Annotated in this window: 19 protein-coding genes and 1 tRNA gene; 10 read left to right on the top strand and 10 right to left on the bottom strand. The window is 59.9% G+C overall.

From position 1 onward, the window contains the following. Positions 1 to 37: 37 nt before the first annotated feature. Both ACP15V_RS16575 and ACP15V_RS16570 read right to left on the bottom strand, forming a co-directional pair. Positions 38 to 127, bottom strand: a tRNA-Ser gene (locus tag ACP15V_RS16575). 98 nt (positions 128 to 225) lie between these two features. Then, positions 226 to 732, bottom strand: coding sequence for a MarR family winged helix-turn-helix transcriptional regulator (locus ACP15V_RS16570; RefSeq protein ID WP_424944819.1), 507 nt, complete (start codon positions 730 to 732; stop codon positions 226 to 228). A 102-nt stretch (positions 733 to 834) separates the two neighbouring features. On the opposite strand from ACP15V_RS16570, the gene ACP15V_RS16565 reads away from it, so the two are divergent. Together ACP15V_RS16565 and ACP15V_RS16560 are read left to right on the top strand one after the other, a co-directional pair. After that, positions 835 to 1,428, top strand: coding sequence for a YceI family protein (locus ACP15V_RS16565; protein WP_424944818.1), 594 nt, complete (start codon positions 835 to 837; stop codon positions 1,426 to 1,428). Further along, complete coding sequence (locus ACP15V_RS16560) at positions 1,428 to 2,003, top strand: cytochrome b (protein WP_424944817.1); 576 nt, start codon at positions 1,428 to 1,430, stop codon at positions 2,001 to 2,003. The genes ACP15V_RS16565 and ACP15V_RS16560 overlap by 1 nt, the downstream gene beginning before the upstream one ends. A 106-nt stretch (positions 2,004 to 2,109) precedes the next feature. Here the strand turns inward: ACP15V_RS16560 and ychF are convergent, their stop codons facing one another. Next, positions 2,110 to 3,207 carry a redox-regulated ATPase YchF gene (gene ychF, locus ACP15V_RS16555; RefSeq protein ID WP_424944816.1) on the bottom strand — a complete coding sequence of 366 codons (1,098 nt, stop codon included), beginning with the start codon at positions 3,205 to 3,207 and terminating at the stop codon, positions 2,110 to 2,112. 102 nt (positions 3,208 to 3,309) lie between these two features. On the opposite strand from ychF, the gene ACP15V_RS16550 reads away from it, so the two are divergent. Further along, positions 3,310 to 3,726: a VOC family protein gene (locus tag ACP15V_RS16550; RefSeq protein WP_424944815.1), complete on the top strand. Its 417-nt coding sequence runs from the start codon at positions 3,310 to 3,312 to the stop codon at positions 3,724 to 3,726. A 146-nt stretch (positions 3,727 to 3,872) separates the two neighbouring features. Continuing rightward, positions 3,873 to 4,664 (top strand): tryptophan synthase subunit alpha, encoded by a 792-nt coding sequence (trpA, locus tag ACP15V_RS16545; protein WP_424944814.1) that lies wholly within the window; start codon positions 3,873 to 3,875, stop codon positions 4,662 to 4,664. Between the two features lie 14 nt (positions 4,665 to 4,678). Here the strand turns inward: trpA and ACP15V_RS16540 are convergent, their stop codons facing one another. Both ACP15V_RS16540 and ACP15V_RS16535 read right to left on the bottom strand, forming a co-directional pair. Then, entirely contained in the window at positions 4,679 to 6,037 is a 1,359-nt protein-coding gene (locus ACP15V_RS16540) for an ATP-binding protein (RefSeq protein WP_424944813.1), read from the bottom strand. A 3-nt stretch (positions 6,038 to 6,040) separates the two neighbouring features. Continuing rightward, positions 6,041 to 6,601 (bottom strand): heme NO-binding domain-containing protein, encoded by a 561-nt coding sequence (locus ACP15V_RS16535; protein ID WP_424944812.1) that lies wholly within the window; start codon positions 6,599 to 6,601, stop codon positions 6,041 to 6,043. 176 nt (positions 6,602 to 6,777) lie between these two features. On the opposite strand from ACP15V_RS16535, the gene ACP15V_RS16530 reads away from it, so the two are divergent. Then, positions 6,778 to 7,941: an alpha-hydroxy acid oxidase gene (locus tag ACP15V_RS16530; protein ID WP_424944811.1), complete on the top strand. Its 1,164-nt coding sequence runs from the start codon at positions 6,778 to 6,780 to the stop codon at positions 7,939 to 7,941. Between the two features lie 90 nt (positions 7,942 to 8,031). On the opposite strand, the gene ACP15V_RS16525 is transcribed toward ACP15V_RS16530, so the two are convergent. After that, complete coding sequence (locus ACP15V_RS16525; protein ID WP_424944810.1) at positions 8,032 to 10,365, bottom strand: OmpA family protein; 2,334 nt, start codon at positions 10,363 to 10,365, stop codon at positions 8,032 to 8,034. 261 nt (positions 10,366 to 10,626) lie between these two features. Between ACP15V_RS16525 and ACP15V_RS16520 the strand changes: the two genes are divergently transcribed. From ACP15V_RS16520 to ACP15V_RS16510, 3 genes are all read left to right on the top strand, one after another. Then, on the top strand, positions 10,627 to 12,741 hold the full coding sequence (locus ACP15V_RS16520) for a DEAD/DEAH box helicase (protein WP_424944838.1): 2,115 nt from the start codon (positions 10,627 to 10,629) through the stop codon (positions 12,739 to 12,741). Positions 12,742 to 12,896: 155 nt separating this feature from the next. After that, positions 12,897 to 13,544 carry a 50S ribosomal protein L25/general stress protein Ctc gene (locus ACP15V_RS16515; RefSeq protein ID WP_424944809.1) on the top strand — a complete coding sequence of 216 codons (648 nt, stop codon included), beginning with the start codon at positions 12,897 to 12,899 and terminating at the stop codon, positions 13,542 to 13,544. A 160-nt stretch (positions 13,545 to 13,704) separates the two neighbouring features. Further along, positions 13,705 to 14,172: a DUF411 domain-containing protein gene (locus tag ACP15V_RS16510; RefSeq protein ID WP_424944808.1), complete on the top strand. Its 468-nt coding sequence runs from the start codon at positions 13,705 to 13,707 to the stop codon at positions 14,170 to 14,172. A 15-nt stretch (positions 14,173 to 14,187) separates the two neighbouring features. On the opposite strand, the gene ACP15V_RS16505 is transcribed toward ACP15V_RS16510, so the two are convergent. Then, on the bottom strand, positions 14,188 to 14,859 hold the full coding sequence (locus ACP15V_RS16505; RefSeq protein ID WP_424944807.1) for an FkbM family methyltransferase: 672 nt from the start codon (positions 14,857 to 14,859) through the stop codon (positions 14,188 to 14,190). Between the two features lie 126 nt (positions 14,860 to 14,985). Between ACP15V_RS16505 and pth the strand changes: the two genes are divergently transcribed. Together pth and ACP15V_RS16495 are read left to right on the top strand one after the other, a co-directional pair. After that, complete coding sequence (gene pth, locus ACP15V_RS16500) at positions 14,986 to 15,663, top strand: aminoacyl-tRNA hydrolase (protein ID WP_424944806.1); 678 nt, start codon at positions 14,986 to 14,988, stop codon at positions 15,661 to 15,663. Beyond that, positions 15,660 to 16,682, top strand: coding sequence for a DUF2332 domain-containing protein (locus tag ACP15V_RS16495; RefSeq protein WP_424944805.1), 1,023 nt, complete (start codon positions 15,660 to 15,662; stop codon positions 16,680 to 16,682). The genes pth and ACP15V_RS16495 overlap by 4 nt, the downstream gene beginning before the upstream one ends. A 262-nt stretch (positions 16,683 to 16,944) precedes the next feature. On the opposite strand, the gene trpB is transcribed toward ACP15V_RS16495, so the two are convergent. The 3 genes from trpB to ACP15V_RS16480 form a co-directional block, all read right to left on the bottom strand. Beyond that, complete coding sequence (gene trpB, locus ACP15V_RS16490; RefSeq protein WP_424944804.1) at positions 16,945 to 18,192, bottom strand: tryptophan synthase subunit beta; 1,248 nt, start codon at positions 18,190 to 18,192, stop codon at positions 16,945 to 16,947. A 202-nt stretch (positions 18,193 to 18,394) separates the two neighbouring features. Continuing rightward, entirely contained in the window at positions 18,395 to 19,084 is a 690-nt protein-coding gene (locus tag ACP15V_RS16485) for a phosphoribosylanthranilate isomerase (protein ID WP_424944803.1), read from the bottom strand. Beyond that, positions 19,081 to 19,431: a LapA family protein gene (locus ACP15V_RS16480; RefSeq protein ID WP_424944802.1), complete on the bottom strand. Its 351-nt coding sequence runs from the start codon at positions 19,429 to 19,431 to the stop codon at positions 19,081 to 19,083. The genes ACP15V_RS16485 and ACP15V_RS16480 overlap by 4 nt, the downstream gene beginning before the upstream one ends. Positions 19,432 to 19,433 lie beyond the last annotated feature (2 nt).

The raw sequence follows: 19,433 nt of genomic DNA, 5'->3' as shown, positions 1-19,433 counted from the left end.
GCATTTCTGCCCTTACAAATCAATAACTTAGGTGTGGTGGCGGAGACGAAGGGATTCGAACCCTCGAGACCCTTCCGGGCCTACTCCCTTAGCAGGGGAGCGCCTTCGACCACTCGGCCACGTCTCCGTCGACCCGTTTAATGGGATGCGACAGGGGGGGCAAGAGGGAAATACCAGAAAATCTCTGCGGGCGCTTCATTCGCAGCAGGACCGATAACCGGAGGGTCAACTTGGATCTTTTGGCACGTCTCGCGGCGGGAATTTATGGGCGAATTTCTCGGCGATTTCATTGCTCAGCAGGTATTGCAGCCCCTGCCCCAAGGCTTTTGTCAGCTCTGCAGGCAGTTTTTCTTCGATCTCTTCGATCATCAACCCCCCGTAAACCTGCCACATCCGCGCCCGCAGATCGCGCCCTTGGTCGGTGATGCGCAGCACCCTGCCCCGCCCATCATTCTGTGCCGGACATTGGGTGACCAGCCCCATGTCGACCATGCGTTTCAAAGTGCGCGACAGGTTGGGCTGGTCAAACAGGCTGAAACTTTCCAGTTCAAACTGACGCAGCCCCTCATCACCGCCGCGCTTTTCCAGCGCCCACAGCACATCATACCAGCGCGCGTTTGGCAGGCCCGCGCGTTTCAATTCGCTTTCAAACCGGCCGGTCACGTGGCGATGCGCCAGGTTCAGCAACACCCAGATCGCGGTGGTTTCATCATTTGGGTTGGGTTTGTCCATCTCACATTCCTGTTATGTCACGCGGGTTTTGCTTGCAAGGGGCGCCGCATCTAGATACATGCACATACATCTAATTAACGCAAGACACATCGGAGTGATGACATGAAAGCCTTCCTGCTGGGCACCGCCCTTGCCACCCTTGCCAGCGCCGCCAGCGCCGAGATCTATAAGTTCGACCCGGGCCATACCGAGATCAACTTCTACTACAACCACGCCGGCCTGTCCGAACAACACGGTCAGTGGAAGGTGATTGACGGCGAGGTCGATTTCGACCCGGAAAACATTGCCGCCACCAAGGTGAGTGTGACCATCGACCCCGCGTCGATCGACACCGGCGTGTCTGCCCTGGATGACCACCTGAAAAGCGCCGATTTCTTTGATGTGGAAAACTATCCCACCATCACCTTCACCTCGACCGAGGTTGAGCAGACCGGCGACAACACGATCAACCTGACCGGCGATCTGACCATCAAGGACAACACAAAGCCGATCACCATGGCCTTCACCCTGAACCACAATGGCGCCCACCCTCTGGGGGAATTCGTTGACTATTACCAAGGCGAGTGGATCGGCGTGTCCGGCACAGGCGAGCTGCTGCGCTCGGATTACGGTGTGGGCATGTTCGCCCCGGTTACGTCGGACGAAGTGCGCTTGTCGATCTCGGCTGAGATGCGCAAGGGCGGATGGCCGGAATAATGCTCCGCAATACGGCAAGATCGTGGGGGGCGCTGGCGCGCCTCCTGCACTGGGCCACGGCGGGGGTGATCCTGTATAACCTTGGGCTGGGCGTGTACATGACCCAGTGGATCACCGATGCGCTGGCGCAGTTTCCGTTCATCCAGCAACATAAAAGCTGGGGGTTCGTGGCCTTTGTGCTTGCGGCGATCCGTATCGTTTGGCGGCTGATGAACCGGGCGCCGGAGATGCCAGATCATATGCCGATGATTGAACGGCTGGCGGCGCATCTGGGGCATTTCGCGCTTTACGCGCTGATGCTGATCATGCCGATTTCCGGCTGGCTGATGGCCTCGGCCTCGCCGCTGCAGGACACGTTCGGCGTGAGGAACAAGGTCTTTGATCTGTTCGAGATGTACGACCCGTTTGTGCCGGGTGACAAGGCCTTGTCAGAGCTGTTTGCCAGCGTGCATTTCTACGCGTCATGGGCGTTGATCATCGTGCTGGCGAGCCATATCGGCGCGGCCCTTTACCATCATTTCTATCACAAGGATGACGTGCTGAAACGGATGACCTACGGGCGGGTGCGCGACTGATCCGCGCCTGGCCCACCATCCGGCAAATGGTTCGTCCCCCAAACAAGCCATCCCAATAGAAAACGGCCAGAGCGTGCTCTGGCCGTTTTTCGTGGATCTGGTCGGATCAGGCGTTGAACAGGAAGTGCAGCACATCCCCGTCCTTGACCATGTAACTCTTGCCTTCCGCGCGCATCTTGCCCGCCTCTTTCGCAGGCCCCTCGCCGCCCAGCGCGATGTAATCGTCATAGGCAATGGTTTCGGCACGAATGAAGCCACGTTCAAAATCGCCGTGGATCACGCCCGCCGCCTGCGGGGCCAGCGTGCCTTCGCGGATCGTCCAGGCGCGGGCCTCTTTCGGGCCGACGGTGAAATAGGTTTCCAGATGAAGCAGTTCGTATCCCGCGCGGATCAGCCGATCCAGCCCCGCCTCTTCCAGCCCAAGCTCTTCCAGGAACATCTCCATGTCATCGGCATCGAGCTGACTGATTTCTTCTTCGATCTTGGCGGAAATCACCACCGAGGCCGCGCCCTGCTCCTCCGCCATTTTTGCAACGGCGTCCGAGTATGTGTTGCCGGTTGCCGCGTCGCCTTCATCCACATTGCAGACATAAAGGATCTTCTTGGTGGTCAGAAGCTGCAGCATGTTCCACGCTTTGCGATCTTCGTCGTCCACCTCAACCGTGCGGGCGGGCTGGCCGTTTTCAAGCGCTTCCATCGCCGCACGCATCAGGCGTTCCTGCTGCACCGCTTCCTTGTCGCCACCGCGCACCTTGCGCACGATGTTTTGCAGGCGCTTTTCGATCGATTCCATGTCGGCCAGCATCAGCTCGGTCTCGATCACTTCGGCATCTTCCACCGGGTTCACGCGGCCTTCCACATGGGTCACGTCACCATCGTCAAAACAGCGCAGTACGTGGGCAATGGCATCGACTTCACGGATATTGGCCAGAAACTGGTTGCCCAGCCCCTCGCCCTTGGACGCGCCTTTCACCAGCCCGGCAATGTCGACAAAGGTCATGCGGGTGGGGATGATCTCTTTGGATCCGGCAATCGCCGCCAGTTTGTCCAGCCGCCCATCCGGCACGGCCACTTCCCCCACATTGGGTTCGATCGTGCAGAAGGGAAAGTTCGCTGCCTGCGCCGCCGCCGTTTTGGTCAGCGCGTTGAACAGCGTCGATTTGCCCACATTCGGCAGGCCCACAATGCCCATTTTGAAACCCATCACGGCCTCCGGTATTTTAAGTAATCTCTCGGTTCCCGCGCGTTCTAGGGCTTTGACAGGCAGGGCGCAAGCGTGCTGCACTGTCCTTGAAAGGAAAGCGCGATGAAACTGCACCCCTACCTGACCTTTAACGGCACTTGCCGCGAAGCATTTGAAACCTACGCAGGGATCTTCGACGGCGAAGTTTTGTTCTTTCAGCATTATGACGAAATGCCGGGGCATGAAGACCTGCCGAAAAGCAGACTGAAACGGGTTATGCATGGGCAGGTGTCGCTGCAGGGTCAGGTTGTCATGGGGTCAGACACGTTGAACCCCGCTGACTATCTGCGCCCGCAAGGGTTTCAGTTGCAAACCGAGTGGGAAGACCCGGACCTGGCGCGCGACGCTTTCGCAGCCTTGTCTGAGGGCGGTGAAATCCTGATGCCGTTCGAAGAAACCTTCTGGTCCCCCGGTTTTGGCCTGTTGCGTGATCGGTTCGACATTATGTGGATGGTGAATGTGAACGGTGATGGGGGCTGATGGGACTGCATTCGGGCAGTTTCCGCCTGGATTTGCCCACTCGGCGCGCGAACCCCACAGATCCCCATTGACTTTCCCCGCCCTGCTTGGGCAGATCGGGACACGGCCATGTGCCGCGCGCGAGACATCCAATCAGGGGACACAGCATGACACGTATCGACGCCAAATTTGCCGAGTTGAAACAGGCGGGCAAGAAAGCCTTCGTGTCGTATATCATGGCGGGTGACCCCGATTACGACACCTCGCTTGCGGTCATGAAGGGCCTTCCTGCGGCGGGTGTGGACGTGATTGAACTGGGCCTGCCCTTCACCGATCCAATGGCCGACGGGCCGACCATTCAATTGGCCGGTGGGCGCGCCCTGGATGGCGGCATGACCCTGCAAAAAACGCTGGATATGGCGGCCGAGTTTCGCAAGACCGATGACACAACCCCGATCGTGCTGATGGGGTATTACAACCCGATCTATAATCGCGGGGTCGACACGTTCCTGAAAGACGCAAAAGCCGCCGGGATTGACGGATTGATCGTGGTGGACCTGCCCCCCGAAGAAGATGATGAACTTTGCATCCCCGCACAAAAGGCTGGGCTGAACTTTATTCGTCTTGCCACGCCGACCACCGATGACAAACGCCTGCCGACGGTGCTGCAAAATACCTCTGGCTTTGTGTATTACGTGTCGGTCACCGGCGTGACGGGGGCCGCCGAAGCGCAGGCCGGCGACGTTGCGCCCGAGGTGGCGCGCATCAAGGCCAAGACCAACCTGCCCGTGATCGTCGGCTTTGGTGTGAACACGCCCGAAAAGGCCGAAGCCATTGCAAGTGCCGCCGATGGGACAGTGGTGGGCAGCGCCATTGTCAGCCAGATCGGGGCAGGCAAACCGGTTGAGGACGTTTTGAAATTTGTAAAGTCTCTGGCGGACGGGGCACATCGCGCCTGACCCACACCGGCGCTTTAATCAGGTAGAAGAACCTGACGCAACGCGGCGACGATTTCGGTGCGGCGCATTGGTTTGGCCACGTGCAAATCCATACCACATTCAAGATACCCTTCGACCTGATGCGCCATGGCGTTGGCAGACATGCCCAGGATCGGCGTGCGACCGCGCCCCAGCTGCCTCTCTTCCTGCCTTATGGCATTGGTCGCGGCCACCCCATCCATTTCTGGCATATTGACGTCCATAAACACGACATCAAATCTTTCATTTCGCCACACCTGCAGGGCCTGCTTTCCATCCTCAGCCATGGTTATCCGCAACGGGTACTTTTTCAACAACGAGGTCAGAACAATCCGGTTGGTCGCATTGTCTTCCGCAACCAGCACATTCAGAGGGGGATGATTTAGCAACCAGTCATCTTCGCCACCATGATCCCCTTGGCGCGGCGCGGGACAGGGCGAAAGGCGGACCGACGCCGTAAATGTGCTCCCCGCCCCGTCATGTGAACGAACCGAGATATCTCCTCCCATCGCCTGACAGATCTGCCGCGACACTGACAGGCCAAGACCGGTTCCGCCAAACTTGCGGGAAATACCTGCATTGGCTTGTGAGAAGGGTTGAAACAACCGACCAATTTCTTGCTCGGTCAGACCAATACCGCTGTCCTGCACCTCAATTTCCAACCGGTCCGCTTTGCCATCCCGCCCCGGTTTGGGGGCAACTTTGACGGAGACATGCCCTTGGTCGGTAAACTTGATGGCGTTTGACACCAGATTGCCCACAACCTGGCGTAGGCGGGTCGGGTCGGTGGTGGCCCAGATCTGAACTTTTTCTGCCAGACGGATCTCAAAGCGCAGCCCCTTTTCCTGAGCATGTAGTGCATAATGACTTTCAATACTTCGAAACATCCGGTCCAGATCACAGGGAATATATTCCAGCTCCAGCTTGCCAGCCTCGATTTTCGACAGATCAAGAATATCATTAATGATGCCCATGAGGAGCTTTCCGCTGTCCCGGATCACATCCAGCATCTCCCGTTGTTCATCGGTCAGGTCACTTTCCGATAAAACCGATGCCATCCCCAGGACGCCGTTCATCGGCGTGCGGATTTCATGACTCATCGACGCGAGGAATATTGATTTTGCATCATTCGCCGCCTCTGCCTGCAGGCGCGCTTGTTCGAGATCCGCCGTCCGCATCGCAACGGTCTGTTCAAGATCTTCTGCTTGTTCCTGCAATTGTTGATTTGCCTCGAACAGGGCACGGGACTTCTCTTCCAACAGCCGCTCGGCATCGCGCCGCGCCCGACGTTCACGTTCATAGCGCCGCCGCGAAACGGGGCCATCCGGAACCGTCGGGGGGACTGCAAAGCTCATGGGTCAGGCTACCTTGCGCACGCAGAACTCGGCCACGTATCGGCCCTGTTCGGACCGGTCCTGTCGATCGATATCAGCGGGTTCACCAAAATGTTCAACGCAGGCTTCGATCAACCCATGACAAAAGTCGATCAAGGGGCGTTCAGAATGATAGGTCATGCGCAATCCATTTTCACCCAGACGCGTGGTTTCGAAACTTGGCAGTTCCACATTGGGGTAAAGCTTGCGCACCTCCACATGCACCTCATTTTCGATCGCATCCAGCATGGCCAGCGCATCTGCCTTGCCGTCGAAAAATACCGGATAGTTCTTTGCGAAATAGTCAAACATCCAGATCCCGAACTTACGCTGCAATTGGTCAAGAGGCATATCGAGATATGCCCCAAACGCGCCGACAAGGGTGAAGAGTTCAGAACAGGGGTAATTTCCCACGGCGTTATACGCCGCCCCGCTGTCCAGATCGAGATCATCAAGGATCTGGTCCACCGCCTCTTCCCCCATGACCGATTCTGCCATGGTCAACAGCTCGGTAAACACCATGCCTTTCATGTAAAATTCCTTCATGCACAGACCGTTGGATCCAAGCGTAGCAGCCGATGGTAAACAGGCCCCTAAGGTGTGTCAGAATTAACATGTGTCTCAAGACTATCCTGAAGCGCCTTACCTTGGCTCAACTGAAGCATTGCTCTCCGCCGCACAGACTGGTAAAGAAAACTAACCAATTTACGGAGAGTCCCGCGATGCCCGTCATCACCGAAGTTGAAGACCTGAAGAAAATCTACAAACGGCGCGTGCCGAAGATGTTTTATGATTACGCGGAAAGCGGGTCCTGGACCGAACAAACCTTCCGCGAAAACAGCTCGGATTTCGACAAAATCTATTTCAAGCAACGCGTGGCCGTGGATATGGATGGGCGGTCCACCAAAACGCAGATGATCGGGCGTGACGTGGCGATGCCGGTCGCGCTGGCCCCGGTGGGGTTGACGGGGATGCAATGCGCCGATGGTGAAATCAAGGCAGCGAAAGCGGCCGAGAAGTTTGGCGTCCCCTTTACCCTCTCTACCATGTCGATCTGTTCGATCGAGGATGTGGCAGACCACACCAACGCCCCGTTCTGGTTTCAGGTTTACACCCTGAAGGACGACGATTTCATGCAGCGTCTGTTTGACCGCGCCAAGGCCGCGGGCTGTGACACGGTGGTGATCACGGTGGATCTGCAAATGCTGGGCCAACGCCACAAAGACCTGAAAAACGGGCTCTCGGCGCCGCCCAAGCTGACCGTGAAATCGGTGGCCGACATGATGACCAAGGTGCAATGGGGCCTCGGGATGCTGGGCACCAAGCGCCGGTTTTTCGGCAATATCGTGGGTCATGCCAAAGGGGTCGAGGATCCATCATCGCTGGCCACCTGGACGGCCGAGGCGTTTGACCCATCGCTCGATTGGGACCGTATTCGCCAGTTCCGCAAGATGTGGGACGGCAAGTTGATCATCAAGGGCATCATGGAACCGGCCGACGCGCTGGAGGCCTGCAATGTGGGGGCCGATGCGATCATCGTGTCGAACCACGGCGGGCGGCAGCTTGATGGCGCGCTTTCATCGATCCGTGCCCTACCCGCAATCATGGACGCGGTGGGCGACAAGATCGAGGTGCATCTCGACAGCGGCATCCGGTCGGGTCAGGACGTGCTAAAGGCCGTCGCGATGGGGGCCAAAGGCACCTATATCGGGCGCGCCTTCGTCTATGGGCTGGGCGCACAGGGCGAGGCTGGCGTGACCAAAGTGTTGGAGATGATGCACAAGGAACTGGAGGTCTCGATGGCCTTTTGCGGTCACACCGACATCAACACCGTGACCCGCGATATCCTGTATGTCCCGAAAGGGTTTTCCGGCGATTGGGAGTGAGCCCCCGCGCCTGAACACCCCTGACGTAAACACGACCCCGCCCGGAAACCAGGCGGGGTCATATTCGCTTCATGCATCGTCTGCGTCAGATCAATTCGCAGCAACTTGGCGCAGCAGTTCGGTGATCCGGCGCACGCTGGCGCGGCGGTTGGCGCGTTCTTCGTCCAAGGTTTTCACCTTCAGATACGCTTCACCATAGCCTTGCACCACAAGGTTTTCCGGCGGCACCTCGAAATACTCGGTCAGGGCCAGCGCCACGCTTTCCGCACGGCGGTCCGATAGGGCCAGGTTATAGGCCGCCGAGCCCACGGCGTCGGTGTGGCCTTCGATCAGGAACACTTCACTCGGGTTTTCCGAGACGTAGCTTTTGATCACCTTGCCCAGTTGGGCCAGCGACCGGGCCTGGTCGGGCTTGATCGCGGCAGAGCCGGTTTCGAAAGTGATGTTGTCCAGATCAATCACCGGCACAAGCGCACGAACCTGGGCGATGTTGCGGATCTGGGTCAGGCTGAAGCTGCGATCGAACCCGGCCTCGGCTGCAAGCGCTGCGCGCAGGGCGTCTTCGGTTTCGTCAGCTTCAACCTGAACCACTTTCGCCGGTTCCGGCAATTGGGTGACATCCACCGGTTCAACCGACACAGTGTCGTCGATCAGCACCGTTTCCGACCCGTCCGCCGCAATGTGCACGCGGCGCAGCACGCGGTATTCCTTGTCACGAATGGTGACGATCTGCGTTCCATCCGGGCGTTCCACCACGGTGCGCGTGGACCCGTCGCTGAACGATTGGGTGCGCACGGTCGACCCCGGCTGACGCAGCAACGCGTTGTCGTCTTTCAGGATCTGATAGGTGCCATCGCGCCCGGCCACCACAACCCGGTCTCCCGAGTTGAGCTTGACCTCGCGGTCCCCCGACAAGATCGCCCCCACAGCAGCGGCGCCCAGACCCAGCAACAGGGCCTTTTCGCCTTTCGACAGGCCACCGTCATCCTGTGCGGCGGTGTCTTGCGATGCGGTATCTTCCGTCGCCTCGGTCGACGGTTGCGGCGCGGCGGTTTCATTTACGGCATTTTCGAAATCTTCCGATGACGAGCGGGTGGTGTCCTCGGTCACAACCTCTTCCACAACCTCGGCGTCGGCGGACGCGTCATCCCCCGCTTCGGCAGCGGCAACAACCTGTGCCTCACCCGTCATGGCTTCGGTCGGCACGGCCATTTCCGGGGTCTCAGGCTCAGTGGCGCCCCCCTCAGCAGCTGCGGCAGCTGCGCCGTCACCGTCTGCACCGGTGGCCGGAGCATCGACCGGAGCGTCAGTTTGGGCATCCGTCTCAGCGTCGGCCTGGGTGTCTGTCTCGGCGTCGGTCTCGGCGGTCTCCGCCTCAGCCGCTGCATCGCCCTCGGAGGTTGCCGCTTCCAAAGCCGCGGCCAGTGCGGCTTCATCTTCCGCAGTCACATCAGCAGCGGGCGTTTCGGCCCCGGCGTCTGCGGTCGTTTCAGCATCCGCTTGCGGGGTGGCGTCGGTTTCGGCGGCCTCCGGGCTTACCTCGGCCTCAGGCGTCGCGGCCTCTGCAGCGGTTTCAGTGTCAGCCTGCGTATCAGCTTGTGCCTCAGCCGGTGCATCGGCGGGCACGTCGGTCGCCGGATCTGCCGGAGTCTCGGCAGCGGGGGCGTCCGCCGCAGCATTTGCTTCACCGGCAGCTTCAGTGTCGGGCGCGGGGACGTCTGCGGCCTCTTCGGTATCCGCAGCAGCAGCGTCAGCACCTTCCTCGGCGGGGGCGGGCTCCGGGGTTGCCTCGGGCACCTCAACAGGCGCTTCAGGGGCTGCGGCTTCAGGAGCAGCTTCGGGAGCGGCTTCTGGGGCAGTCACCTCTGCCTCCACCTCGGCTTCAACCTCGGCCCCAGCCTCCGGGGCCGCGTCAGGCGCAGCCTCTGGCGTGGCGACCTCAGCCTCGGCGCCCGCCTCTATCGCTGCGGCCGGAGCGGCGGCCGCCGGGGCAGAGGGCGATACAGACGCAAGGAAGGCAGCCACATCTTCGGCACCTTTCTTCAGTTTGAACGTCATACCGCTTTTGGCTTTCAGATCGTCAAAATAGGCCTTCAGGAACCCCGCTGGGTCTTGCACGTATTCGGCCAGGTTCTGTTCATCCCAGACCAGCCCCGCCTCGCCCGCGGCGACAATGCTTTTCTTGTATTTGAACCCCTCGGCGGTGCCTGCCGCGCGGCCGATCACATCGTAAAGGTTCGGGCCGGTCTTGCCGCCTTTGTAAATCACGTCATCCCCATTGGCGATCACGTGACAGGCCTTGCATTTCTTGAATGTTTTCTCGCCCTTCGCCACGTCGCCAGCCGCGAAACCGGGCATGGCGGATGGCATGATCAGGGACAGCGAGGTAAGGATTGTTGTTGTCGATCTCAGAACTTTGCGCATCGGGGCGACCTCCAGTCTGTCGTGTATCTGTCCCTACCTTAACCCCTAACCCGCCATTGGGTTCCCAAGCATGGCTTTCGGGCCTTGGGCGATGGGCGAGGATCCGCCCGTCTTGCGACCGCTCCCCATCTGTTGCGCCCCGAAACCGTCAGATTCAAAGAAACCCTGTCAATTCCCCGCAAAACCGTATATGCGCGTCTTTTCCGTGCCGGTTTGCAAGCCGCCACCTTCCGAAGCCACCCCTGAAAGCCCGCCTTCATGATGATCCCGACCCTCGCCCAAGCCCTTGCCGACAAGGGGTATGATACGCTGACCGATGTGCAGGAGGCGGTGACCAACCCGGACCTTGCAGACCAGGACCTATTGGTGTCCGCCCAGACCGGGTCCGGCAAGACGGTGGGCTTTGGTCTGGCGATTGCACCGACCATTCTGGACGGAGAGCGGTTTGGCCCTGCCGCCACGCCGCTGGCGCTGGTGATTGCGCCCACGCGCGAATTGGCAATGCAGGTGAAGTTTGAACTGAACTGGCTTTATGCCCACACCGGGGCGCGTGTTGCCTCTTGCGTGGGGGGGATGGACCAACGCACCGAACGGCGCGCGCTGGAACGCGGTGCGCATATCGTCGTCGGCACGCCGGGGCGTCTGCGCGATCACATCACCCGGGGCGCGCTGGTGCTGGACACGCTGAAGGCGGTGGTGCTGGACGAGGCGGACGAGATGCTCGATATGGGGTTCAAGGAAGACCTTGAGTTCATGCTGGACGCCGCCCCGGAAGACCGCCGTTCGCTGCTCTTTTCCGCCACCGTCTCGCCGCTGATTTCCAAGCTGGCCAAGCAATACCAACGTGACGCGGTGCGCGTATCGACCGTATCGAAAGAAAAGCAACACGCCGATATCGAGTATCAGGCGCTGCGGGTGGCCGACAAAGATGAAGAGCACGCGATCATCAACATCCTGCGCTATCACGACGCGCAGAACGCGATTGTGTTTGCCAACACCCGTGCGACGGTAAACCGCCTGACCACGCGCCTGTCCAACCGGGGCCTGCCCGTTGTCTGCCTGTCGGGGGAGCTCAGCCAGGCGGAACGCTCCAACGCGCTGCAATCCATGCGCGACGGGCGGGCACGCATTTGTGTCGCCACCGATGTGGCGGCACGCGGCATTGACCTGCCGATGCTGGATCTGGTCATTCATGCCGAGCTGCCCACCAATACCGAAGGCCTGCTGCACCGCTCGGGCCGCACCGGGCGCGCGGGCCGCAAGGGGGTGTCCGCCCTGATCGTGCCGCCGCGCATGGTGAAACGCACCGAACGCCTGCTGCGGTGGGCCAAGATCACCGCGACATGGGACCTGCCGCCCTCGGCAGATCAGATCCGCGCGCGGGACGTGGAACGGCTGATGGAGCACCCGATGTGGGACGAGGGCCTGAACGGCGACGAAGGGCAATTGGCCGGTGACCTGATGGCCCGGTTCACCCCCGAACAGATTGCCGCCGCCTGTATCCGCCTGCACCGCGCGCAGGTTTCAGCCCCCGAGGAGCTGGCCGAAATCACCGCAAAACCCGCCCGCCGCGAAGATCGCGATTTTGGCCCGTCGACCTGGTTCTCACTGTCGGTGGGGCGCAAGCAAAACGCCGAACCGCGCTGGCTTTTGCCGATGCTGTGCCGGTCGGGCAACCTCGATAAAAACGACATTGGCGCAATCCGCGTGCAGGGGCGCGAGACCTTTGTCGAGTTGTCAAATGACAGCGTGGACAAGTTCTTGGGCGCCTCTTCGGGCGGCGAGCTGGAGGATGGCATTCGCGCAACCCAGTTGAATGGCAAACCCGATCTGACCCCTGCCCCCCGAAATCAGGGTGGCAAGTTTGGCGATAAACCCGGTGGAAAAGGGCCGGGCCTTAAAGGCAAAGGCAAGTTTGACCGCGACGAGCGCGCCCCCAAGCCTCACCGCAAAGGGGGGGGGCGGGATGACAGCTCCGAGCGGCCCGCGAAATTCGACAAACCCGCAAAACCGCTGCGCAACCAAAACCAGCGCGATGATCGTGATGCGGCCCCGTCGGCCAACAAAGGTGGACGCTGGACGCCGGAACTCGCCCCCGAGGTAAACCCGGACACAAAATCAGAATATCAGCCGCCGAAATCGCGCGATGAGAAGAAGGCGGACAGCCCGAAACCCAGCAAGAAACGGGATGAAGACGGGAAAAAGCAGCGTTGGAAAAAGGACAAGCCCGGCAAGAAGGGCGCGAAATCTGACGGGAAACCCGGCAAGCCCGCCGGGAAACCGGGTGGCAAGCCAAAAGGCAAACCCGCCAAACCACCCAAGGCACGCAAGAACCAGCCGCGGGGCGAAAATGCCCTGCCGCGTCGGGTAAAATAGTAACGGATTGGGGGCGAGAGCCGCGCCCCTGACCATCAACCTCCGAAGCGGCAATAATTCCCTTCCCTTTTGGGTGATTCCCCTGTATGGGCAGGGCTTCATCGCGGGGCTACAGCCTTGGAGGAGCCCCGCCCTATCTATATTGGAGAATTAAAATGGCAAAAGAGATCCCTGATCTTGTTGCTCAGAAACGCGCGGGGACGGGCAAGGGCGCCGCTCGCCAGGCACGTCGTGACGGGCTGGTTCCGGGTGTGGTTTACGGTGGCGACGCCGATCCCCTGTCGATCAACATTCCGTTCAACGACCTGTTCAAGAAACTGAAGGCCGGCCGCTTCATGTCGACCCTTTGGAACCTGAAGGTTGAGGGCGAAGAAGATGTGCGCGTGATCTGCCGCGGTGTTCAGCGCCACGTTGTAAAAGACCTGCCGACCCATATCGACCTGATGCGCCTGCGCCGCACCTCGCGGATCAGCCTGTTCATCCACGTGGAATTTGAAAACCACGAGGAAGCACCGGGTCTGAAAAAAGGCGGCGTTCTGACCGTTGTACGTCCGGAAGTCGAACTGAACGTTGTTGCAGGTGAAATCCCCGAGCAGATCGTTGTTGACCTGACCGGCCGTGACGTGGGCGACGTGATCCACATTTCGGACGTGACCCTGCCGGACGGCGCCAAGCCGACCATCGACCGCGACTTCGTGATTGCCAACATCGCCGCACCGTCCTCGCTGCGTTCGTCGGATGATGACGAAGGTGACGAGGTGGCCGCAGATGAAGTTGAAGCCACCGAAGTATCGGCTGACTGATCTTCAACCGGCCTTGCCGATTGTGAAACGGGGTCCCACGCGGGCCCCGTTTTTTTTGTGCGATCCACCCGTGGACACGAAACCGTGAGACTGACGAAGATCAAACCGCCTGCGCATCTGTTGAACTATGGTGTCCGGGCAACGCGCAAACGGAGTTCTCATGACCAGTCTTACCCGCCGCCGCTTTCTGGCCACCGCCCTGGCCGGTCCCGCAATCACCACCCTGCCCACCTTTGCCAGCCCCCCCGTTTTGCATGTGCGCAAGGATCCGGGCTGTGGCTGTTGCGGTGCCTGGATCGAAATCATGCAGGCGCATGGGTTTGATGCCAGTGTCGAAAACATGGGCTATGACGCACTTTATCGCTTTAAACTGGCAAACGGGATCACGGAGGATCTGATGTCCTGCCACACCGCGGATATCGGGGGGTATTTGATTGAAGGGCACGTACCGCCCGCTGACGTGAAACGCCTGCTGGCCGAGCGCCCCGACGCCATTGGCCTGACCGTTCCCGGCATGCCCTACGGATCGCCCGGCATGGGGCCCGAGAGCGAACGGGAGGCCTATGACGTGCTGTTGATGCGCAAGGACGGACAGACCGAGGTCTTTGCCCATTACGCGGCGGCCTGATGCAATAGCCGACTGTTATTCGGTCCCGATCCGCTGAAACACCACAACAGCGCCACGTGACCCATAGGGCTGATAGGCAAAACCGTTGCGCGCCATGCCTGCAAACAGCTCGTCCACCTGGTTCAACCCGTAATACTGCGGGTGGATCTCCATGATCACCACCCGTGTGCGCCCGGGCCAGAGATGTTGTGTCAGCGCCACTTCCACCCCCTCGACATCCATCATCACCACTGTCGGTTCGAACGCCACCAAAAGGTCCGCAAGGCGCAACGCCGGAACCGTGACTGTCCGGCGGTTTGCGACGGGCTTCCCGACCCCATCAATACGAGACCCAAGATAGGATTTGTTCAACTGAAAGCTCAGCTCGTCTTGCGCAAATGTATCTTCAACCACAGCCCCATGGCAGACCCGCGCATCGATGAACCCGTTGCGCGCCAGATTGCCCTCCAGAACAGGGATCAACTCCGGATTGGCTTCAACACAGGTGAGCTGTTCAGGTTCGATAATCAGGCAGGCCTGGCAGGCGATGAAGCCGATGGCGCTGCCGATATCCAGCAGCCGATCCTCTGGGCGCAGGACGTTTTTCAGGGCACGCAGTTCCCCCCATTCATACTTGCCTTCCTTCAGGCCAGTACTGATCTGCGACGTCAAAAGCGGCTCTGGCACCTCAAGCGTCAGTCCAGACATAAAAAACGTTGCCAAATCTCTGCCCTCGAATATCGTCGGCGGCCATCCAATTGGGATTGTTGAGCCAGCGCCGCATTTGCGATACTCAAACACCGAACCCCATCCATGTCCAGCGCGGAGACCATGATGAGACTTTTTGTCGGCCTCGGAAATCCCGGCCCGAAATATGCGGGAAACCGGCACAATATCGGCTTCATGGCCTTGGACCAGATCGCATCCGATCATGGCTTTGCCCCGTGGCGGGCGAAATTCCAAGGACAGCTGAGCGAAGGCAAGCTGGGCGGCGAGAAAGTGATCTTGCTGAAACCCGAAACCTTCATGAACCTGTCAGGTCAGTCGGTGGGTGAAGCAATGCGGTTTTACAAACTGACGCCCGCAGATGTGACCGTTTTTCATGACGAGCTGGACCTGGCCCCCGGCAAATGCCGGGTGAAGACGGGGGGCGGCCACGCAGGTCATAACGGGCTGCGCTCGATCCATCAGCATATCGGGGCAGAATATCACCGCGTGCGCATGGGCATCGGCCATCCGGGTCACAAGGATGCGGTCTCGCGTTACGTGCTGAACGATTTCGCCAAGGCCGATCAGGCTTGGCTGGATGATGTGCTGCGCGGCTGTGCCGATGGCGCGGCGGATCTGGCGGCGGGCGATACGGGCAAGTTCATGAATGCCATCGGATTGCGCGTGAACCCGCCGCGATCCTCGGGCGGGCCAAAGAAACCTGCTGAGAAAAAGCCCGAGAAACCGGTTGAGGCAGACGACACGCGGTCGCCATTGCAAAAACTGATGGACAAGTTTTCTTGACCCTGCGCGACGCGTTCCACGTTCAAGCCGGAAACAATGAGCGGCTTGGCTCGCCTTTCACGGCGCGGGTGCTGCGGCTTTTGGCCCAAAACCTGGCCCCCGGCACAGCGCTCACGGACCGGATGTTTGCCTGGGAAGGCAATATGGGAGCCTTCGGCCAGTCCGTTCCCCTGCGCCTTCTGGCCGGGTTGCACGCACTGGTGCTGAGCGGAAAATGCGCCGAGTTGATCAAGGCCTACCCTCCGAACCCGGCACCGGATGATGCCACTTTATGGACCGCCTTAGAAACGGCCCTGCGTGATCATGCGGATCATCTGAACCATTGGCTCGACAATCCGCCACAAACCAACGAGGTCCGGCGCGCGGCGGTGTTGATTGCAGCGGGGCATTGGTTGGCGGGGCACTATGGCCTGCCGATCCATATGTCTGAACTGGGGGCATCTGGCGGGCTGAACCTGATGTGGGATCACTTTGCGCTGGAGGTGCCTGGTACGAGGCTTGGGCCGCAGAACGCCGCCGTGGTGCTGACACCTGATTGGCAGGGTGATCTGCCAACCGGCCCCTGCCCAGACATCCTTGACCGGCGCGGTGTGGATCTGATCCCGCTGGATGCGCGCGATCCGGACGACGCGTTGCGCCTGATCTCGTATCTTTGGGCCGACCAGCCCGAGCGGTTGACGCGCACCCGCGCCGCAATCGAGGTGCTTGACGCCGACGTGGACCGAGGGGATGCTGCGCAGTGGCTTGAGGGTCGATTGGCCGAAACAGGCCCCGATCATCTGACTTTGATCTATCACACCATCGCCTGGCAGTATTTCCCGCCGGATACCCAAAACCGCTGCCACGCGGCCATCGAAGCCGCGGGGCAGCGCGGGCCTGTGGCGCATCTGGCAATGGAAGCGGATGAGCGGCGCGGTGAAGGGGCTGCCATCTCCCTTTCGCTATGGCCCGAGGGGCAAAAACTGCACCTGGGGCGCGTCGATTTCCATGGGCGTTGGGTCAATTGGCAAGCGCCCTGAGAAGGCACGCCTCTCTGAGAAAACTAGAAAACTAGAAAACTAGAAAACTAGAAAACTAGAAAACTAGAAAACTAGAAAACTAGAAAACTAGAAAACTAGAAAACTAGAAAACTAGAAAACTAGAAAACTAGAAAACTAGAATCCGGCTCACGACCACAGTCAAGCCTTTACTTCACCGGAAATCCGCACAGCTCCGGGTTATCTCAACAGAAAAGCCGCGCAGCGATGTGCACGGCTCTCTGAATATCGATGGGTTCGTGTGTCAGTCAACGTCACGACCTTCAGTATCCGACATGTCAAATCCCAGATATTTCGCGACGGTGAAAATGTCCTTGTCACCGCGCCCACACATGTTCATGCAGATGATGTGATCGGCCGGCAAGGTCGGCGCGATTTTCATCACATGGGCCAGCGCGTGGCAGGGTTCAAGCGCGGGAATGATCCCCTCGGTCGAACAGGACAACTGAAACGCCTCAAGCGCTTCCTTGTCGGTGATCGACACATATTCGGCCCGGCCGATTTCATGCAGCCAGCTGTGTTCCGGCCCGATGCCCGGGTAATCAAGGCCTGCTGAAATCGAGTAGCCATCGAGGATCTGCCCATCATCATCCTGCAACAGATAGGTGCGGTTGCCATGCAGCACACCCGGGCGACCGCCGGTCAGCGATGCGCAATGCTCGACCCGGTCGTCCACGCCTTTGCCGCCCGCCTCGACGCCAATGATCTTCACGCTTTCATCATCAAGGAACGGGTGGAACAGGCCGATTGCGTTGGACCCGCCCCCGATCGCGGCGATCACCGTGTCAGGCAAACGGCCCTCTGCCTCTTGCATCTGCGCTTTGGTTTCCTTGCCGATGATGGACTGGAAATCACGCACCATGGCCGGATAGGGATGCGGGCCAGCGGCGGTGCCAATGCAATAGAACGTGTCGTGCACATTGGTCACCCAGTCGCGCAGCGCGTCATTCATCGCGTCCTTCAGCGTGCCGCGGCCGCTTTCCACGGCCACAACCTCGGCGCCCAAGAGGCGCATCCGGAACACGTTCGGGGCCTGACGCTGCACATCATGCGCGCCCATATATACGATACATTTCAGGCCAAACTTGGCGCAGACCGTGGCGGTGGCCACGCCGTGTTGCCCGGCACCGGTTTCCGCAATGATCCGCGTTTTTCCCATACGGCGCGCGAGCAGGATCTGCCCCAGCACGTTGTTGATCTTATGCGCGCCGGTGTGGTTCAGCTCGTCGCGTTTCATATAGACCTTGGCGCCGCCCAGGTGTTTGGTCAGGCCTTCAGCAAAGTAGAGCGGCGACGGGCGGCCCACATAATGTTTCCACAGGTGGTCCATCTCTGCCCAGAAACTGTCATCCGTCTTGGCCTTTTCATATTCGGCCTCGAGGTCGAGGATCAGCGGCATCAACGTTTCCGACACGAAGCGGCCGCCGAAATCACCAAACCGGCCCCGTTCGTCCGGGCCGTTCATGAAGCTGTTGAAAAGATCGTTGGACATGGTGCCCCCCTGTTCACGTTGCCGGGCTTTGATAGGCGGCGCGGCGCGTCAGTTCCAGTGGTTTTTAAGGGTTGATGCGGCAAAAGGGGCGCTGCCCTTCGCGCTACGCGCTGGTCTCCGCCCGTTCTTCGGGCAAATGGATCCCCCGGATCCATTCCGGGAAGCCCTCGAACCCCGGGATATTTTTGACCAGAAAATGAGGTCAGGCGAACTGCCCGGTGGCATTTTGCACAAAAGCGCGCATCAGGTCGGGGTCTTTCACACCGGGCGCTGTTTCCACGCCAGAGGCCACATCGACCTGTTTGGCCCCGGTCAGGCGCATGGCTTCGGCCACGTTGTCGGGCGTCAGCCCACCGGCCAGCATCCATGGGCAGGGCCAGTATTTTCGCTGCACCAGGCGCCAGTCAAAGCTAATCCCGTTGCCACCCGGCAGATCTGCGCCCTTGGGGGCCTTGGCGTCGATCAGCAGTTGGTCCACGACGGGGGCATACCGATCGATCTCGGCCACGTCCTGTGGCCCGGCAATGCCGATGGCTTTCATCACCGGCAGGCCAAAACGGGCTTTGACCTCGGCCACCCGTTCGGGGCTTTCCGCGCCATGCAATTGCAGGATTTCGGTGGTGGAGTTGTCGACAATATGGGCGATTTCATCATCGGACATATTGACCACAAGCGCGACCTTCGCGACACCGATGGGCATGTCGAGCATCAGGGCGGCGGCCTGATCAACGGTCACAGAGCGCGGGCTTTTCGCAAAGAAATTGAAGCCGATGTAGCGCGCACCCGCCGCGCAAGCGGCCTGCAGGGTCTCTGGTGTCTTCAACCCGCAAATCTTGACCGCCGCATCGCGCTTGCCACTCGCCCCACTTGTGGGCAACACAAAAGAGCTCACTTGGCCTCTTCCAGCAATGCGATGATGTCATCCCCCGGCTTGGCCTTGGGTTCCTTGAGCTTTTTCACTTCGCGGATCAGGGCATCGCGTTCCTTGCGGGTGCGTTTGCCCGCGGCGCGCAGCTTGTGTTCGCGCAGCCATTCCCAGATGAACCCGATCACCACGCCCCCGATGATGCCCATGAAGATCACCACAAAGAGCGGCAGGGAGACGGACCAGCTGAAGCCAAGGAAGCCGGACAGCTCTTCGGGCAGAAGGTGCAGGGTGACCATGGCACGGTTCGCCATGGCAATGGTGACCAGGCAGACCGCAAGGGCCGCCAGGAATGCGTAACGGATATACCGCATGA

The sequence above is a fragment of the Aliiroseovarius crassostreae genome, from assembly GCF_049803815.1.
Classification (GTDB): domain Bacteria; phylum Pseudomonadota; class Alphaproteobacteria; order Rhodobacterales; family Rhodobacteraceae; genus Aliiroseovarius; species Aliiroseovarius crassostreae_A.
This window is presented reverse-complemented; position numbering and strand designations above follow the sequence as displayed.

Excerpts from the sequence above, each read along its gene's own strand:
- ACP15V_RS16550 (WP_424944815.1), top strand. The coding sequence starts at position 3,310 with ATGAAACTGCACCCCTACCTGACCTTTAACGGCACTTGCCGCGAAGCA.
- ACP15V_RS16480 (WP_424944802.1), bottom strand. The coding sequence starts at position 19,431 with ATGCGGTATATCCGTTACGCATTCCTGGCGGCCCTTGCGGTCTGCCTG.
- ACP15V_RS16560 (WP_424944817.1), top strand. The coding sequence starts at position 1,428 with ATGCTCCGCAATACGGCAAGATCGTGGGGGGCGCTGGCGCGCCTCCTG.
- ACP15V_RS16505 (WP_424944807.1), bottom strand. The coding sequence starts at position 14,859 with ATGTCTGGACTGACGCTTGAGGTGCCAGAGCCGCTTTTGACGTCGCAG.
- ychF (WP_424944816.1), bottom strand. The coding sequence starts at position 3,207 with ATGGGTTTCAAAATGGGCATTGTGGGCCTGCCGAATGTGGGCAAATCG.
- ACP15V_RS16540 (WP_424944813.1), bottom strand. The coding sequence starts at position 6,037 with ATGAGCTTTGCAGTCCCCCCGACGGTTCCGGATGGCCCCGTTTCGCGG.
- trpA (WP_424944814.1), top strand. The coding sequence starts at position 3,873 with ATGACACGTATCGACGCCAAATTTGCCGAGTTGAAACAGGCGGGCAAG.
- ACP15V_RS16530 (WP_424944811.1), top strand. The coding sequence starts at position 6,778 with ATGCCCGTCATCACCGAAGTTGAAGACCTGAAGAAAATCTACAAACGG.
- ACP15V_RS16520 (WP_424944838.1), top strand. The coding sequence starts at position 10,627 with ATGATCCCGACCCTCGCCCAAGCCCTTGCCGACAAGGGGTATGATACG.
- ACP15V_RS16515 (WP_424944809.1), top strand. The coding sequence starts at position 12,897 with ATGGCAAAAGAGATCCCTGATCTTGTTGCTCAGAAACGCGCGGGGACG.
- ACP15V_RS16510 (WP_424944808.1), top strand. The coding sequence starts at position 13,705 with ATGACCAGTCTTACCCGCCGCCGCTTTCTGGCCACCGCCCTGGCCGGT.
- ACP15V_RS16535 (WP_424944812.1), bottom strand. The coding sequence starts at position 6,601 with ATGAAGGAATTTTACATGAAAGGCATGGTGTTTACCGAGCTGTTGACC.
- ACP15V_RS16525 (WP_424944810.1), bottom strand. The coding sequence starts at position 10,365 with ATGCGCAAAGTTCTGAGATCGACAACAACAATCCTTACCTCGCTGTCC.
- ACP15V_RS16565 (WP_424944818.1), top strand. The coding sequence starts at position 835 with ATGAAAGCCTTCCTGCTGGGCACCGCCCTTGCCACCCTTGCCAGCGCC.
- ACP15V_RS16570 (WP_424944819.1), bottom strand. The coding sequence starts at position 732 with ATGGACAAACCCAACCCAAATGATGAAACCACCGCGATCTGGGTGTTG.
- pth (WP_424944806.1), top strand. The coding sequence starts at position 14,986 with ATGAGACTTTTTGTCGGCCTCGGAAATCCCGGCCCGAAATATGCGGGA.
- trpB (WP_424944804.1), bottom strand. The coding sequence starts at position 18,192 with ATGTCCAACGATCTTTTCAACAGCTTCATGAACGGCCCGGACGAACGG.